This is a genomic window from Peribacillus sp. SIMBA_075 (assembly GCF_046534585.1).
Genome location: NZ_JAWRYN010000009.1, coordinates 63,829 through 81,232, shown reverse-complemented (window position 1 = coordinate 81,232; position 17,404 = coordinate 63,829). Strand labels below are relative to the sequence as shown.

The following is a 17,404-nucleotide window of genomic DNA, read 5'->3' as shown; positions in this document are numbered from 1 at the left end:
CGAGTTTTTTATTTGCACAAAACACTTAAAATAGCCTTTTTCAGGCCAGTCGGCGGGAGTTATCATTTTAAAAAAAGGAGAATCACCATGAAAAAAACAGACACATTATTTATCGGCCTAATGCTTTTCTCAATGTTCTTCGGAGCCGGGAATCTTATATTCCCCCCATTTTTAGGGGCGTCTTCGGGAACTTCTTTTTGGCCAGCCATTACCGGTTTTATCGCCACTGGAGTCGGCCTGCCAATTTTAGTGCTTCTCGCCGTCTCACTTGTTAAAGGCGGGGCACAAACTATCGGGGCACGTGTACATCCTCTATTCAGCACGTTGTTCATGGTTGTCATTTATTTAAGCATCGGACCTTTTCTAGCCATTCCACGGAATGCGAATGTCGCCTATGAAATGGGCTTCAAGCCATATCTTGGTGACTCAATGAATCAATCCCTGTTCCTATTCATATTCACAACCATATTTTTCATCATCGTTTATGCCATTTCATTGAATCCAAAAAAAATGGAAACCTTCATGGGACGCTGGATTACACCTATTCTGCTTTTGTCCATGGTCATTCTCTGTGCTGTCGGATTCGTAAAGCTTGATGCTCCATTCAAAGCTCCAACAGACGCATATGCAGCAGGAGCATTTTCGAAAGGGTTCATTGAAGGGTACAACACGATGGATGCTTTAGCTGCCCTGGCATTTGGGATCGTCATCCTTACTTCAATCCAGCAAAGAGGGATTTCCGATCGAAAACAATTGACGAGATATACAGTAAAAGCGGGTCTCATCGCTGGTGTATTGCTTTCATTAGTCTATATCTCCTTAGGTATAATGGGAGCACGCATGGCAGCCGATGGGTCATTCGAAAACGGAACGGATATCCTCACAGTCGCATCCACCCTTTTACTTGGAACTGGCGGGAAGGCCCTTCTCGGCATCATTTTCACTTTAGCATGTTTCACCACCGTCGTCGGATTGACGACCGCTTGCGGACAGTACTTCTCGAAACTTTTTCCCAAGCTGAACTACAAAAGCGTCATTCTGATTGTAACAATCGTCGGTTTCATCCTTTCAAATATGGGTCTGAATCAAATTCTGAAAGTATCGGTACCATTCCTTGTGATGGCTTATCCGTTAACGATCGTCCTGATTGTCCTGACATTCTTCAGCCGTCATTTCAAAAACCCGAAGAAGGTTTATCGCAGTGCAATGACTTTCACAGGAGTTTTCGCCTTGATGGATGGGCTGAATGCTTTCGGCTTACAATTAGGACCCGTGCAAACCTTGACTGATGTCCTTCCCCTTTCCGCTTACGGCATGGAGTGGGTCATCCCTGCTCTCGTCGGTACAGCCCTTGGCATTCTGCTCAGTCAAATCGGACAAACAGCTCCAGCTGAGGAGTTGGAAATCAAAACATTATTATAATGAGGGAAGCAGATGATTTTACAGATCATCTGCTTATTTTTTGGACGGCCTGCATTGCTTTATTTTGGAAAACACCATCCACTTTTTGTTATGATGGGGTTAAAGGAGATGATAAGTAATATGTCTAAACAAACTCGTATTGGTAAAACAGATTTGTATGTAAATCCGATTGGCCTTGGAACGAATGCCATTGGCGGACATAACCTATTCCCTAATCTAAGCGAGGATACAGGAAGGGACGTCTTGAGAACGGCACTTGATGAAGGAATTAACTTTTGGGATACAGCTTACATTTACGGTCCGGAGCGCTCAGAAGAACTTATCGGTGAAATCCTTAAAGAGAGTCGCAAACGCGAGGATATCGTACTTGCCACTAAAGGGGCACATAAATTTTCCGATGGCAATATCGTCTTTGATAACTCTCCGGCTTTTCTGAAAAATGCCGTGGATTCGAGTCTAAAAAGGCTCCAAACAGACTACATCGACTTATTCTATATCCATTTCCCTGATGAGGGTACTCCTAAAGATGAAGCAGTAGGTGCCTTAAAGGAATTGAAGGATGCAGGCAAAATCAAGTCAATCGGAGTCTCGAACTTTTCGTTCGAACAATTGAAGGAAGCGAATAAAGACGGCTATGTCGATGTCCTGCAATCCGAGTACAATCTATTCAAACGGGAGGCAGAACAAGACCTACTGCCATATACAGCCGAAAATAATATCTCCTTCATTCCTTATTTCCCCCTTGCTTCCGGTCTTCTCGGCGGCAAATATAATCAAGAATCAACATTCGAGGACGGCCGGGCAAAAAGTCCGCTTTTCCAAGGACAAGCCTTTGTAAGCAACCTGCAAAAAGTGGAAGAGGTACGGGCAATCGCCAACAGGAAGCATGCCGATGTCGCCGATGTGGTACTAGCTTGGTATTTAACTCGGCACTCGGTAGATGTCCTGATTCCCGGAGCGAAAAAGCCAGAACAGGTCACACGCAACTTAAAAGCATTGGATGTCAATCTAACCATGGATGAAATCGCCGAAATCAGTGCCATTTTCGCTTAGTATATAGAAGGAAAGGCTGTTCAGCACTGTTGAGCAGCCTTTTCTTGATTTATCCCATCTTTATTCCTAACCTTAATTGAACGTCTTACATTACTAGATGATTAGGATCTTCTATTTTCGCTATATTTAGTGAATATTCTACTAATTAAGGAAGAGACAGCCTGATGAAAAAATCTATTGTTATTTTATTTTTTCTCATCTTGGCCAATCTGTTCTGGGCCGATAATTACATTTTCGACAATGGATTCAAAAGCCAAATTGGAGGAGTGTATGGAAATAATGGAGATTGCTGCTAAAGGAGAAAATTTCAGCCCTCCATGCACTCGGACTTATCATATCTTTATTGACACCTTCCGGATATTTTCCAGCTCACAGGACTCATATACATTTGAATCTTCCCATCTGTTGGCCCCTTTATTTTCTGGAATATTTCCCTTCGTCATATCAATGCAAGCCAGGCTGGAATTTATCTAAATCTGATTGCTGTTTTTACCGCCATTCTTAACCTACTTTTAGGTCAACCGATTACTTTGGTCCAACTCCTGGACGGTCTCCTTGCCTTCATTGGTGTCTATCTGACAAGTAAAAAGAAAAAAGAATACCCAGCTGCCGTCATGAAAAACTTGTAAAAAATGTACAGAATTTCAAACCCCCTAACACTTTCTTGTCTTTTCCCCTTGTCTACCCAGCATGATTTACGTTATCCTTTAAAGAAGAAAATCTGAATGCAAAGGTGTGCTTTAGTTGAGGATCAATAAATATATCAGTGAATCCGGAATTACCTCGAGACGAGGCGCAGATAAATGGATAGCCGATGGCCGTGTGACGATTAATGGCACAGTTGCTGAGCTTGGCAGTCAAGCTGAACCCGGGGATGATGTTCGTGTAGATGGCAAGCCAATAAAAGTGGAACAGCAAAATGTCTATATTGCACTGAATAAACCGATAGGGATTACAAGTACGACGGAAAAACACATTAAAGGAAATATTGTTGATTTTGTAAATCATCCGCTTCGCATTTTTCATATCGGACGGCTGGACAAAGACTCTAGTGGACTGATCCTGCTTACGAATGACGGAGACATCGTAAATGAAATCCTTCGTGCAGAAAACAAACATGAAAAGGAATATATCGTAACCGTGGATAAGCCACTTACCGCTTCCTTCATTCAAGATATGTCATCCGGCGTGGAGATTTTGGATACGAAAACACTTCCATGTAAGGTTAAGCAATTGACCAAATATACATTCAACATCACCTTGATGCAAGGATTGAACAGACAAATCCGCCGTATGTGCTCAGCACTCGGTTATGAGGTCCGTGATTTGCATCGAATCCGAATCATGAATATCCATTTGGACGGACTGGCGCTAGGACAATGGCGCGACCTGACCAAAGATGAATTATCGGAACTATTCAAGGAGTTGGATTATACCCCTAGGCAGAGATAACTATTGAGATGCTCCCAGAATTCAGGGGGCATCGTTTTTTAATTTCAGAAGATTTTTCAGCAATAAAATTGCTATTTTGTTCTTTTTGGGTACTTTTACTCGTGAATTTCGCACTTTTACTCGTGAATTCTGCTCATTTACTCGTGAATTCTGCAATTTTACTCGTGAGTTCCACAGTTACTCGTGAATTCCGCTCATTTACTCGTGAATTTCGCACTTTTACTCGTGAGTTTCGCACTTTTACTCGTGAGTTCCGCACTTTTACTCGCGAATTCCACTTTTAATGGCCAAAATAAAAAGCAACCTCTAATAGGCTGCTCGTAATCGGCTATAAAATTATACCCACCATAAATCAGTTGGACTTTCGTTGATGAGGACAGTTTTTAAATTGGTTACCGCCCGTTGAAATCCTTCTTCGACTGACATCAGCGGATCTTCGTGTTCGATGCTGACGACGTAATCGTAACCGTATGTGCGAAGGGCGCTCATGATGTCGGACCAATCTTGCAGGCTGTGTCCGCATCCTACTGAGCGAAAGTTCCAGGCGCGGCTTTGGACATTTCCATATGGCTGCATGTCGGTTAATCCATACATATTGATATTATCCTGATCCAAGTATGTGTCTTTTGCGTGGAAGTGGTAGATTGCCCCCGCTTTCCCTAGAATTTTGATGGCTCCGACTGGCTCGATGCCCTGCCACCAAAGATGGCTTGGATCTAGGTTGGCTCCTATTGCATCCGATGTAGCTTCCCGCAGTTTTAACAAGGTGTAGGGTGTGTGAACGAGAAAACCACCGTGCAGTTCAAGTCCAATTTTTATATTGTGTTCATCGGCAATGGCGGCTACTTTTTTCCAATAGGGGATCAATTTTTCTTCCCATTGCCATTTCAGCACATCTGTATACTCATTGGGCCATGGGGCGACAGGCCAGTTTGGATATTTAGCTCCTTCGTGATCACCAGCTGTACCAGAAAAGGTATTGACGACCGGGACATTTAGTAAGGATGCAAGCTTGATTGTTTTAATCAGTGTTTCATCACTTTCTTTGGCGAACGCTTTATCTGGAGAGATCGGATTGCCGTGGCAGCTGAATGCACTGATCGTTAATCCTCTTGTTTGAACGGATTCCAGGTATTTTTGGCGCTTTTCTTCACTATCCAGCAGTTCATCGAGTGGACAATGGATATTGCCTGGATACCCGCCTGTACCGATTTCAACTGTTTTTAATCCGGAATCCGCAACATAATCAAGCATATCCTCGAATGATTTTTGAGCAAATAGCACGGTAAAAACCCCTAATTTCACAAGCCCCACCTCACCTTTTCTTTAGTTTATGCTCATGACCTTCCCACTTGCCGAGCTTTGATAAATGGCTTCGATTATTTTTGAAACTTTCATGGCTTCCGATGGTTTTACCAATGGTTCCACCAATCCTAGGCAGCTGTCAATAAAGTTCTCTGCCTGCTGCAGGTCTGGTGTATCCTCCCCTGGCATCCATACTGCCTCACTATTTAATAGCATGCCGTGTTTAGCCTGATTCAAGACTAATGGGAACACATCAAGTCCGCCCTGTGTTCCGGATAAACTCAAAACAGTTGCTTCTTCACGGATATTCGCGGCCCAAGAAGTTTCGAATAATAAAGATGCTCCGTTGGCAAATTTGATATAAGCCGTGGCATGGTCATCCACTTCAAATACCGATGCATCGAAATTCCCCCATAGATTGACCTGATCGACACCCTTACTGACATAATTATATGTCGAACCTACGATTTCAATCGGTTCTGGGTCATCCATCAGCCATAAAGCCAAATCAAGCAAATGGCAGCCGTAGTCGATTACGCTTCCCCCGCCTTGCAATTCTTTGCTTGTAAATACTCCCCAGCCAGGGACTTTTCGGCGTCTGATTGCCTGTACACGCGCTACATATGGCTCACCGATTTCACCGGCCTGAATCATTTTCTTTGCAGCCTGGGCTTCCTTCATGAAGCGGTAATGATAAGCAGTCGATAACACTTTACCCGATATGTTTGCAGCCTCGGTTATTGCCTTACATTCCTCAGTTGTAATGGCCATCGGCTTTTCGCATAACACATGTACACCCGCTTGCAGGGCAGCAATTGAAATCTCCGCATGGAACTTATTTGGCGTTGCAATCGTAACAGCATCCACTTCAGCAAACATTTCTTCATAATTGGTGAAAACCTTCTCGATATGAAATTCACGTGCCACTTCTCTCGCCTTCATTTCATCTATATCCTGGATGGCGTATAAAACTACCTTATCTTGAAATTTTTGAAAAGCTGGGATATGCCTTTTTTGGGCAATTCCGCCAGCACCGATAATACCCATTTTTAATTTGTACATGATGACTATAAACCCCTTTATAAGCGGATGATTTTTCGGGATGCATTTGATTCCATCGCGCCAAGAATGACTTTTAATGATTTTAACCCTTCAACTCCGGAGACAAGAGGCTCCTCATTGTTCACCACACATTTTACAAAGTGGCTGATCACTTCGGAATCATGCTGTCCATCAGAATCATTTGTCTGGATGCTTCCTAATTGGATGGTTTCTGTCTTTCCATCATCATGATGGATGATCAGTGAGTATTTCGGATCGTCTTCAAGGCGCAATACCGCTTTTTCCGTATAAATGACCGTCGCATTGTCTTCTTTTGCATAAGACCAGCTGGCGGTAAGAGTACCGATGATACCGCTCTCCGTCCGGAGAATACAGGCCGCACTGTCATCAACGTCTGTGTTTTTCTTGGCAGTCGTTTCCACAAAGGCTCCCACTTCAACAAATTCCTCTCCAAGGAGATACCTTAATAAATCAGCTTTATGGACGCCTAAGTCGCCCATTGCACCAATGACTGCCTGATCCTTTTTAAAAAACCAGCTTTCCCGTCCGTCCACACTCCAGGTTTCTGGCCCGGAATGTCCAAAGGCCGTCCGGAAGCTATAGACTTTTCCTAGCTTCCCACTCTCAATAAGCTGTTTCGCTTTTTGATGCGAAGGAACAAAACGCTGATTATGACCAATCATTAGTATTTTTCCGCTTTTCGCTGATGCCTCATTCATTTTTTCAGCTTCATCTAAAGAAGTGGCCATTGGTTTTTCACAAAGGACATGCTTACCTGCTTCCAAGGCCGCAACTGTGATGCCTGCATGCAGGTAATTCGGTGTACATACACTGATCGCTTCAATCTCCTCATTTTTCAAAAGTTCTATATAATCAGTATATGCTTGGGCGCCATACCTTTGTGCTGCTGCATTCGCCCGGTCTGGCACAATATCACAAACGGCAATGATTTCAGTTTCCTTATGTGCATCATACTCCGGAAAATGCCTATTTTTTGCGATACTCCCGCATCCAATGACTCCTACCTTCACTTTGCCCATTCTGTTCTCTCCTTCACTTCAGCTCTTTGTTGATATGGATTCCAACGGTTCGGCTTTCCCATAGTTCGTTACCATTCCAAATTCTGGCTTGACCCAATCAACGGCATTCTTAATTACCCGTTGAATCTCTGGATTATGGAAAGTCGGATATGTTTCATGACCTGGACGGAAATAGAAAATCCTTCCTTTTCCCCGCTGATACGTGCAACCGCTTCTGAAGATCTCCCCGCCTTCAAACCAACTGACGAATATTAATTGATCTGGTGCAGGAATATCAAAATGTTCCCCATACATCTCTTCCTTCTCAAGCTCTATATATTCCCCGATTCCATCAACGATCGGATGACTGGGATCGACAACCCAGAGCCTTTCCCTCTCATCCGCCACCCGCCATTTCAAATCGCAAGTCGTGCCCATTAACTGTTTGAAGATTTTAGAGAAATGACCAGAATGAAGGACGATGAGACCCATTCCCTCGAGAACCCGCTTCTGAACCCTTGTAACGATTTCATCCTGAACTTCATCATGTGCTACATGTCCCCACCATAGAAGTACATCCGTTCGTTTCAGTGCTTCTTCGGTTAATCCATGCTCTTCTTCATCGAGAGTGGCCGTCCTCACTTCGACCTGCTCACTTTGTAAAAATCCGGAAATTGCCCCATGGATTCCATCTGGATATACTTCGGCTACTTCAGGCTTTGTTTTCTCGTGGCGAAACTCATTCCATACTAGGACTCTCATGAACAATCTCCTCCATATCAATTTGTCGGCATCTTGTTCTTGCTCGTATTTTAAACTATTACCTCTTTATTCATAACGCAAACGTTTGCGTTAAACGTGATCAAACCTTAGTCGATTATCAGATCATACTTATTGGCTTATAGAAAGTTGAATTTTCAAAAATAATAGTGATAATCTATATTGTAAATTTATGTTAGCAAAAATCAAGCTTTAATTAGTAAAACATTTCTACATTTTTCATTTAATTTCCTTTTCGGCAACAAAATGCGACTCCCGCTTTATGATTTTGGTAGGGATCCTTATACTTTTTTCCATCATTTCAGGATTTGCAATGAGATCGAACACGCATTTTGCCGCCTCATACCCTAACTGATACGTATGAATATCAACCGTTGTAAGCGGCGTACTTAAAAATTCTATGAATTCTGAGTGATTAAAACAGACGACACTAATTTGCTCCGGCACTTTCAAGTTCTTTTCTGCTAAAACTCCAAGCAAAAGAACTCCCAATAAAAGATCCATAACCAAAAAAGCGGTTGGAGCCTTACTTAATTCCAGCAATTCATCAATCGCCTTTATTCCATCTGTTCGATTTAAAGGGATCAATTTGATATATTCCTGTGGCACATCTAATCCAGCCTGCTCCATCGCTTGTTGAAACCCTGTCAAGCGGGCTTGAATCACTTCAAACTCTGGACTGCCTCCTAAAAAGGCGATTCGCTCATGTCCAAGGCTGATTACAAACTCCGATACTTCCCTGGCCGCTTGAACATTATCGTTATCAATGAATGTGATGCCGCCGACGTTCGTACTTGGCTTCCCTATCAAAACAAACGGAAAGCCTTGCTTTATTAAATACGGCACTACTTTATCGTCCTTTTTAGAGTATAAAACAATCATGCCATCCACTCTTCTGCCCTGAACCATTTTCACGACATCCTCAAAGATGGCATCCTCCGTCTCGCCGGTTGTCAGAGAAAGGCTGTACCCCTCTTTATTACAGAAATCCCCGATGCCTCGGATCACTTCTGGAAAAAAGGGATTATAAAGTGATTCCCTTGCGGAACTTTTCATGACGATTCCAATGGCTTTTGTGGACTTCGTGACTAAGTTGCGGGCATTTTCATTCATATGATAGCCCATTTCTTTTAATACCTTGCGTACCTTACGCTTTGTCTTTTCACTTATTGTCGGGCTGTTATGAATTACACGCGATACCGTTGATGGAGCGACATTCGCTTTTTTGGCAACGTCCTTTATTGTAACAGACATATTCATCACCACTCCCCGTTCACCGCATATGGTTTAATATTCCCTATATTTAAATAGTTATTTAACGGCTCCATCTGCAATTCCTTTGATAATTTGCCTTTGAGCAAAAAAATACGCAATGATGACTGGAATGATGGATAAAGTAAGTCCAGCCAAGGCAAGATGCCATTGTTTCGTATACTGCCCGAAAAAGAAGAACAATTTAAGCGGAATGGTCTCCGATCCCTCGCCACCAATAACAAGGGATGGCAACAAATAGTCATTCCATATCCAAATGACATTTAAGATCCCAACTGTAATGGACATCGGTTTTAATAATGGAAAGATGATATACCAAAATACCTGAAACCGGTTAGCACCATCAATTTTAGCTGCTTCATCAAGAGAGAGGGGAATCCCTTTTAATGTACCATGGTATAGGAATATGGAAAGACTGCAGCCAAAACCTAAATACATGAAAATCAGTCCGGCCTTGTTCAACATCCCCAGCTGACCAAATTGGGCAACAAGCGGTATCATCACAGACTGAAACGGAATCAACATGGCTGCTACAAACACAAAGAAAAGCAAGGAACTTATTTTACTTTTGTTTCGGGAAAGTGCATATGCGGCCATCGCAGAAAAGATGATAATAATGACTACACTGACGCCCGATATCAATAAAGAATTGAATAAAGTCCGGAGGAAATCCAATTGCTCGAAAGCTTGAATGAAGTTTTCGAATGTCCAGGTTTCAGGCAGTCCCAGTGTATCGGCAAATATATCCCGCTTCATTTTAAAAGCATTGACAATCATTAAATAAAACGGAGTGAGCCATATTACGGCTAAAATGAAACCGATGAATCCAACCAGCCATAGCTTCCATTTTTTTCTCATTACAGCTCAACCTCCCTTTTCTTATTGATATACACTTGTGTTAAAGAAACTGCTGCCACAATTACGAAAAAGATTACGGCTTTTGCCTGTGCATATGCCATATCATTTTCGGTGAAAGCGGATTTTACAATGTTCATCGCGACCATTTCGGTTGAATTATAGGGAGCTCCGTTCGTCAAAGAAAGATTTTGATCATAAATCTTGAACGAGTGGGACAGCGTCAAAAACAAACTGACGGTAAAAGCAGGTGCCACAAGCGGGAAGGTGATATGGCGAAAACGCTGGAAGCTGTTAGCCCCATCAATTTTTGCCGCTTCGATCAAGTCTTCAGGAACAGCCTGCAGATATGCAATATAAATGATCATGATATACCCGGCCATTTGCCAAGACGTTAATATGATCAACCCCCAAAAACCTGTTTCTGTCGTTGATAACCATCCATTAAATGCCTCGATCCCAGTCAAGTCACCAATCGCACCAAAGACCTTAATGAAAATGAACTGCCAAATAAAACCTAGGATCAAGCCGCCAATTAAATTGGGCATAAAGAAAACTGTCCGCAGTATGTTGCTTGATTTGATTTTCGATGTCACGATAAGAGCCAAACTTAAACCGATGACATTGATTACAACAATTGCCGCTACGGAAAATTTAATGGTGAACCAAAATGTATCCAGAAACCCTCTATCCGTAAACAAATCCATATAATTCTTAAGACCGATGAAAGCTGGCGTCCCTAGACCGTTCCAATTCGTAAAGGAATAATAAAATCCGTAGATGAGTGGCACGATCACCACCAAAATGAGTGCAGCAAGAACAGGTGTCAAAAACAGCCAATATGCGGCATCCCGATTCCTCAACGAAACCGACCTCCTTGAAATGATTTAATAGATAACGGATTTCAAAAAATATTAAAAAAATCGATCATGACTAGTTAGTAAATGATGTATACCTTATTTAAGCAATTTCCCTTAGCTACTTTCTTGTAACAGGAACAACCAATCGACACACTTTTCATGCCGATTGGTCATTTGCCATTCCGAACACTTACTTGCTATGAATCTTCTCCCAATTTTCAATGTTCTGTTGGACAAGTTCATCCCACGTCAATTTACCAGTTACGTACTTTTGGACACTTGCACCAAGGTCATCATTCCAACCAACCGGATATCCATTAAACACCCAACCAATCGTGTTTCCATCTTGGGAGTATTTATAAATTTCTTTTGAAATTGGATCGGCTATTTTTTCTACATCATATCCTTCATAAGCAGGAATGAATTTAAAATCTTCCAAAACGGCTTTTTTCCCTTCTTCAGATGTATACATCCAGTCGAGGAACTTCTTCGCTTCTTCCTGTACCTTTTCATCCGATTTCTTGTTCACTGCCCAATAGTTCGGTACGCCGACCGGCATTCCTGCTTTGTCTCCATTAGGAATCGGAATGATACCAATGCCTTTTTCCGCTAATTCCGGGTCCATATCATATACTGTGTTATACACCCAGTTACCTTGCTGAATGATTGCAACCTTTTCAAGTGAGAACAACTCTTCCACTTGTTGGGAGTAATCAAGACTTGTTGTCGGCTGGACAGAATATTTATTTTGGATATCGATCATTTGTTTAAACTTGTCACCATCCGTGAATTTAACAGTTGGAGACTTGCTTGCTTTTAACACATTCCCATCAAACTCCGGCGCTAAGAATACATTGGATAAATGGTTTCCTGTCACCCACTTCTCTTTAACCGGGTAAGCGAAAACTGCATCGATTTTCAATTTGTCTTTCTGTGAATCCATTTTCTTAACTGCCGCCTCTAATGCTGCATAACTTGTAATTTCTTCAGGATTGATTCCGGCTTCCTTAAATATCCGTTTGTTATAAATCAAGCCGTATCCTTCCTGGTTAAATGGAAGTCCAAGAACTTGCCCGTCCTCTTCCACGCCATCCAAAGTGCCATCAAGTGCTGCTGCCGCTGCCTTCGTGTCCTTTAAATCTAATAATCTATCTTTATATTGTTTGACATCTACCGGTCCGCCAATGTTAAAAACCGCTGGCTCCTCACCTGAAGCGAACTTTGCCGTAATGGCTGATTTATAATCATTTCCACCGCCAACTGTCGATATCTTGATCTTCACATCTGGATTTTCTTTTTCATATTGTTTCACCAATGCCTCGAATTGCGACTTGAATTCTACCTTGAATTGAAAAATATCCAGAGTCACTTTATCCTTAGAGTCGCTGTTTCCACCAGTAGAAGAAGAGCATCCAGCCAAAATCACACTAAAAATTAATAAAACAGAAAAGATTCCCCCGTACCATTTTTTACGATTCATGCCTACCGACTCTCCCTTTTTTCATAATATTCATGCAATTTTAAGAAAACGTTTGCATAAAATAGTAAAATAAAAACCTTTCGTTCTACGATATGAATAGTCTATCGTACTTCTTTTACATCACCTCCCCACAAACTCCTTTGCAAACGTTTACATTTATGCGCTTTATATTACCACCAAATTCCATACTTTACAATTAAATTGTAGTATATTGTAAAAAAAGGATGTTCAAAACCTTCTCAATCTAATTATATGATTCAGAAACCATTGAATATTCCTTTAAACGGTTATAAAAACTATTTTTTTGTACGGGCCATTTTCACCTCTGACATTAGTACCCAAAAAGGGAAACCCAACGGTCCCCCTCTTTTCACTTCAATACCATCTGTACATTGGATGAACCATATTCATCTTTCAGTTCATAATATTTATCGCTTGCCTGTCCAAATTCTTTAAACACACCACTAATGATCAATTCATTCGTTTCCTTATCAACTACACTGTACTTGATATTGCTTTTCCCAAACTTTCTGTCATCCACTTTTAAAAGGATCATCTTAGACACCTCCATATTTAATGGCTGCATTCCTCAGGGTGTGTGGTTTCTTACTTACATAATATAACAAATTATTCGGAATTTACAGATTTTTTTACATTGCAAAATAAAAAAGCCTATTAGGCCTTTTCATTTCGAACTAACCAATCGCTTCAGGACTTCGAGATATCCAGGAATCCTTCACCAAATACATCCCGAACGTCATGTATGGCTATGAAAGCATTGCTATCCGTTGACTGCACAATTCTCTTTAACTTGAGCACCTCTTGCTTACTTATAACGATATATAAAATATCCTTGGATGCTTTTGTATAGTATCCATGACCGCTAAAAACGGTTACCCCTCGGTCCATCAATACCGTCACTTGTTTTGCAATCTGGTCCGCTTCATTTGATATGATGGTAATCGCTTTTTTCGGGTTCAATCCCTCAATGATGAATTCCATCGTTTTTGTTCCAATATAAAGCATTAGGATAGTAAGCATCAGACCTTCTGCGCCAATGATGAAATAAGATGAGAACGCAACGATTAAATCGAAAAACAGAAGTCCATAACTTAAGCTCCATCCCAAATATTTATTCGTAATTCGGGCTAGGATCGTTGTACCGGCAGTCGTACCTCCAACTCGAATGATTATTCCAATCCCTGCTCCAGCAAAAACCCCGCCAAATATCGCATTGATGACAATTTCATCGGAAGATATATTCCAACTTTCGGTTAAATGAAGGAAAAGCGAGTTGAATGCAACGGCGATGATGGTATAAATCGTTGTCATTTTCGACAGATATTTATAACCGACAATGAGCAGGAAAGCATTAATGATCAAACTTAACAGCCCTGGTGACCACTCAAAAAGATAAAATAAAATGATGGTTATCCCCGTGACTCCTCCCTCACCAAGTTCATTGGGAATAACGAAAAGATTTATTGCCAAAGCGAAAATAAAAGCTCCTATTAATATAAATAAAACATCTAAAGAAATCTTTTTCATATTTAATTACCTTCCTTTATGTAATTGTTAATGTGAAAAGAAATAGGTTAATTTCACTGCTCTATAGTAACATGGAATTCCATTTAATCCTTCAAAGATTTGAAGGTTTAACAAAAAGACTACCTTGGTAGTTAGATTATCTTCAATGAATAAGCTTAATACGTATAAGGGCACTAAATTTTTCTAAGCTCTATTAGACATTAGCTTAACAAAGCTGCTGCCCATGGAAAACAGCAGCCATCATAATCCCCCTTTCAACTTATTGTTATGGTCAAACTCTACTGCTCCACTACATGGTTCAAAGGACAAATTCTAATCAGAATGCTGATAATAGTTCTCCTCTTTCGCCCCTCGTTATCTCCCTGATTTATGGATAATTATTTTATAATCGGGTTCCTTTTCAAAGCTTGACAGTTTTATAGAGTCATGATTAGAATGTTTTATATGTTAACTAAAATAAATTTAAGTTAACATATAACAAAAGGAGAATGTCCATGCACAGTGAAAAACAATTACCTTGGGAAGATAAAATAAAGAAAGAACTGGCTTATTTAGAAGAGATATCGCAAAAACGTGAACTCGTCACAACTGTATTTGCCGAGAAACCATGGCTTTTGATTAATGGCCATAGGATGCTAAACCTTGCTTCCAATAACTATTTAGGATATGCAGGAGATGAACGGTTGAAAAAGGCTATGGTTGATGCAGTACATACATATGGTGCAGGAGCAACGGCTTCACGTTTAATCATTGGCAATCATCCCCTTTACGATCAAGCAGAACAAGCTCTTGTCAATTGGAAGAAAGCAGAAGCAGGTCTTATTATCAACAGTGGATATAACGCAAACCTAGGAATTATCTCCACCCTGCTGTCTCGTAACGATTTTATTTATAGTGATAAATTGAATCATGCAAGCATTGTCGACGGAGCTCTTTTGAGCCGTGCGAAGCATATGCGATATCGGCATAATGATTTAGATCATTTAGAAGCATTATTGAAAAAATCATCAATTGAAGCACGTAAATTAATCGTGACGGATACGGTCTTCAGCATGGACGGTGACTTTGCTTATCTTGAAGACCTTGTTCGATTAAAAGAGCGTTATAACGCAATTTTAATGACAGATGATGCACACGGAAGCGGCATCTACGGTAAAAACGGCGAAGGTTATGCCTGTCATCTCCATCTTCAAAATAAAATTGATATCCAAATGGGAACATTCAGTAAAGCGCTTGGTTCATTCGGAGCCTATGTTGTCGGAAAAAAATGGCTTATTGACTATTTAAAAAATCGCATGCGCGGATTCATTTATTCAACTGCACTTCCCCCTGCCATACTCGGTGCTATAAAAACAGCGATTGACCTTGTGCAAGAAGAACCAGAGCGCCGTGCACTGCTCCAAACACATTCGGAATACTTTAGAAAAGAACTCACATATTACGGGTTTAATATTTGTGGGAGTCAATCACAGATTGTTCCTATTGTCATCGGAGAAAACGAAAAAACGATGAAATTTGCCAAACGTTTGCAGAAAGAAGGAATTGCAGCCATTGCTGTCAGACCGCCGACCGTTCCTGAAAATGAGGCGAGAATCCGGTTTACCGTGACAGCTCTCCACAATAAAGAAGATCTTGATTGGGCAGTTAAAAAGGTTTCTATTATTGGAAAAGAAATGGGTGTTATTGAATGAAAAAGCCGAATTTAATCATGCTTCCTGGCTGGGGAATGGAAGAAGGAGCATTTAAACCGTTAATCAAACCGCTGTCTGAAGCATTTAACCTTTCATTTATAGAATGGAGAGATACGAAAACACTAAATGACTTTGAAGAACGAGTCATCGACACAATCGCTTCCATCGATGGTCCTATTTTTTTACTTGGCTGGTCATTAGGGGCACTCGTATCACTTGAACTTATAAGCTCATATCGAGAAAAAATAAAAGGTTTTATACTAATTGGTGCAACGAGTCGGTTTACCACAGATGAAAACTATTCATTTGGTTGGAATCCACTTATTGTCGAGCGCATGAAGAAACAACTACAGCGTAATAAAGAGAAGACTTTGATTTCATTTTATGAAGCAATGTTTTCCGAAGCAGAAAAAAAAGAAGGTTTTTATCATCAATTCAATGCGACAATTCAACGCGAGTTTCAAGGAGATGATGTGTTTTCGCTTCTTATAGGCTTGGATTATTTACTTCAGAAAGACGTAAGAGTAAAGCTCGCTCAGGTTAAAACCCCCTTTTTATTGATTCATGGAATGGAAGACAAAATTTGCCCACTCGAAGCCTCATCTTTCATTAAAGAAAATCTGGGTGGGGAAGCCGAATTCCACATTATGGAAGGGGCTGGTCATATTCCATTTTTCACAAAACCACAGGAATGTGTACAGCTAATGAAAACATTCATTCAAAAAGGAGTACATTCATGATTGATAAACGATTGTTAAGTAAGCGGTTCAGTGAACATGCGAAAACATATGATGCGTATGCCAATGTTCAAAAAAATATGGCGAGACAATTGGTTGATCTACTTCCTCAAAAAAACCCCAGTCAAAGAATTAATATTCTTGAAATTGGCTGCGGCACTGGTTACTTGACCAGGTTACTCGTTAAAACATTTCCTAATGCTGTTATTACGGCTGTTGATTTAGCACCAGGAATGGTTGAAGTGGCGAAAGGACTGACAAAGGAAGACCGTGTTACTGTTTTATGTGCTGACATCGAAGAAATGGAACTTAATGAAAACTATGACTTAGTTATTTCCAATGCAACGTTTCAATGGCTGAATAACCTTCCTGCAACCCTTGAAAAATTGTCTGCGCGTTTAACGCCTGAAGGATGCCTGATATTTTCAACGTTCGGAACTAAAACCTTTCAAGAGCTTCATATGTCGTATGAACATGCGAAAGAAAAGCTTCAACTTACCATTGATAGTTCACCTGGCCAAATGTTTTATACTCTAGAAGAATTATCGCAGGTTTGTGAAGAAGCAATCCCTTTTTCAACAGCATTTCCAATAGAGATGACAAAAATGGAAACGCTTGAACCAGAGTACTTTCAGACAGTACGTGAATTTTTCACTTCAATCAAAAAGATTGGTGCAGCTAACAGCAACAAAGAAAACTACTGCCAACGCCCCGCTTTTTTTCGAGAGTTAATCAACATATACGACACAGAATACCGAGAAGAATCAGGTGTGAAAGCAACTTATCACTGTTTGTTCTTTAAAATTAAAAAACATAATTAATCCGAAGAGAACGGTCTGGGATACCAGCATAATATCCTTTTCTTATA

At 40.8% G+C, this 17,404-nt stretch carries 18 protein-coding genes; 8 read left to right on the top strand and 10 right to left on the bottom strand.

The window, feature by feature from the left end; genetic code table 11:
- The first annotated feature begins 87 nt into the window (after positions 1 to 87).
- From brnQ to SB775_RS09730, 5 genes are all read left to right on the top strand, one after another.
- Positions 88 to 1,422: a branched-chain amino acid transport system II carrier protein gene (gene brnQ, locus SB775_RS09750; protein ID WP_410861460.1), complete on the top strand. Its 1,335-nt coding sequence runs from the start codon at positions 88 to 90 to the stop codon at positions 1,420 to 1,422.
- 120 nt (positions 1,423 to 1,542) lie between these two features.
- Positions 1,543 to 2,475: an aldo/keto reductase gene (locus SB775_RS09745; protein ID WP_089362556.1), complete on the top strand. Its 933-nt coding sequence runs from the start codon at positions 1,543 to 1,545 to the stop codon at positions 2,473 to 2,475.
- A 392-nt stretch (positions 2,476 to 2,867) separates the two neighbouring features.
- Positions 2,868 to 3,104, top strand: coding sequence for a DMT family transporter (locus SB775_RS09740; RefSeq protein ID WP_081108671.1), 237 nt, complete (start codon positions 2,868 to 2,870; stop codon positions 3,102 to 3,104).
- Between the two features lie 115 nt (positions 3,105 to 3,219).
- Positions 3,220 to 3,927 (top strand): 23S rRNA pseudouridine(2604) synthase RluF, encoded by a 708-nt coding sequence (gene rluF / locus SB775_RS09735; protein WP_061461357.1) that lies wholly within the window; start codon positions 3,220 to 3,222, stop codon positions 3,925 to 3,927.
- A 101-nt stretch (positions 3,928 to 4,028) separates the two neighbouring features.
- The gene (locus SB775_RS09730; RefSeq protein ID WP_410861459.1) at positions 4,029 to 4,211 is read left to right on the top strand and encodes a hypothetical protein; all 183 of its coding nucleotides are present in this window, start codon (positions 4,029 to 4,031) and stop codon (positions 4,209 to 4,211) included.
- A 52-nt stretch (positions 4,212 to 4,263) separates the two neighbouring features.
- Here SB775_RS09730 and SB775_RS09725 read toward each other — a convergent pair whose 3' ends face one another.
- From SB775_RS09725 to SB775_RS09680, 10 genes are all read right to left on the bottom strand, one after another.
- Positions 4,264 to 5,232, bottom strand: coding sequence for a sugar phosphate isomerase/epimerase family protein (locus SB775_RS09725; RefSeq protein ID WP_061461355.1), 969 nt, complete (start codon positions 5,230 to 5,232; stop codon positions 4,264 to 4,266).
- A 21-nt stretch (positions 5,233 to 5,253) separates the two neighbouring features.
- Positions 5,254 to 6,294 (bottom strand): Gfo/Idh/MocA family protein, encoded by a 1,041-nt coding sequence (locus tag SB775_RS09720; protein WP_089362554.1) that lies wholly within the window; start codon positions 6,292 to 6,294, stop codon positions 5,254 to 5,256.
- Between the two features lie 17 nt (positions 6,295 to 6,311).
- Positions 6,312 to 7,334, bottom strand: coding sequence for a Gfo/Idh/MocA family protein (locus tag SB775_RS09715; RefSeq protein ID WP_089362553.1), 1,023 nt, complete (start codon positions 7,332 to 7,334; stop codon positions 6,312 to 6,314).
- Positions 7,335 to 7,352: 18 nt separating this feature from the next.
- Positions 7,353 to 8,075 carry a ThuA domain-containing protein gene (locus SB775_RS09710; protein ID WP_284471923.1) on the bottom strand — a complete coding sequence of 241 codons (723 nt, stop codon included), beginning with the start codon at positions 8,073 to 8,075 and terminating at the stop codon, positions 7,353 to 7,355.
- Positions 8,076 to 8,312: 237 nt separating this feature from the next.
- Positions 8,313 to 9,347: a LacI family DNA-binding transcriptional regulator gene (locus tag SB775_RS09705; RefSeq protein WP_318682106.1), complete on the bottom strand. Its 1,035-nt coding sequence runs from the start codon at positions 9,345 to 9,347 to the stop codon at positions 8,313 to 8,315.
- Positions 9,348 to 9,404: 57 nt separating this feature from the next.
- On the bottom strand, positions 9,405 to 10,223 hold the full coding sequence (locus SB775_RS09700) for a carbohydrate ABC transporter permease (protein ID WP_410861458.1): 819 nt from the start codon (positions 10,221 to 10,223) through the stop codon (positions 9,405 to 9,407).
- Entirely contained in the window at positions 10,223 to 11,083 is an 861-nt protein-coding gene (locus SB775_RS09695; protein WP_061461343.1) for a carbohydrate ABC transporter permease, read from the bottom strand. The genes SB775_RS09700 and SB775_RS09695 overlap by 1 nt, the downstream gene beginning before the upstream one ends.
- 187 nt (positions 11,084 to 11,270) lie before the next feature.
- Positions 11,271 to 12,560, bottom strand: a complete 1,290-nt coding sequence (locus tag SB775_RS09690) for an ABC transporter substrate-binding protein (RefSeq protein WP_410861457.1) — start codon at positions 12,558 to 12,560, stop codon at positions 11,271 to 11,273.
- Positions 12,561 to 12,930: 370 nt separating this feature from the next.
- Complete coding sequence (locus SB775_RS09685) at positions 12,931 to 13,116, bottom strand: hypothetical protein (protein ID WP_061461339.1); 186 nt, start codon at positions 13,114 to 13,116, stop codon at positions 12,931 to 12,933.
- Between the two features lie 152 nt (positions 13,117 to 13,268).
- The gene (locus SB775_RS09680) at positions 13,269 to 14,108 is read right to left on the bottom strand and encodes a YitT family protein (protein ID WP_061461337.1); all 840 of its coding nucleotides are present in this window, start codon (positions 14,106 to 14,108) and stop codon (positions 13,269 to 13,271) included.
- 494 nt (positions 14,109 to 14,602) lie between these two features.
- Here SB775_RS09680 and bioF point away from each other — a divergent pair, with 494 nt between their 5' ends.
- Genes bioF through bioC form a run of 3 tightly spaced genes read left to right on the top strand, consistent with a single transcriptional unit; the run spans position 14,603 to position 17,357 of the window.
- The gene (gene bioF, locus SB775_RS09675) at positions 14,603 to 15,799 is read left to right on the top strand and encodes an 8-amino-7-oxononanoate synthase (RefSeq protein ID WP_410861456.1); all 1,197 of its coding nucleotides are present in this window, start codon (positions 14,603 to 14,605) and stop codon (positions 15,797 to 15,799) included.
- Positions 15,796 to 16,539, top strand: a complete 744-nt coding sequence (locus SB775_RS09670; protein ID WP_410861455.1) for an alpha/beta fold hydrolase — start codon at positions 15,796 to 15,798, stop codon at positions 16,537 to 16,539. Before bioF ends, SB775_RS09670 begins: the two co-directional genes overlap by 4 nt.
- On the top strand, positions 16,536 to 17,357 hold the full coding sequence (gene bioC, locus SB775_RS09665) for a malonyl-ACP O-methyltransferase BioC (RefSeq protein WP_410861454.1): 822 nt from the start codon (positions 16,536 to 16,538) through the stop codon (positions 17,355 to 17,357). Before SB775_RS09670 ends, bioC begins: the two co-directional genes overlap by 4 nt.
- The last annotated feature ends 47 nt before the right edge of the window (positions 17,358 to 17,404 follow it).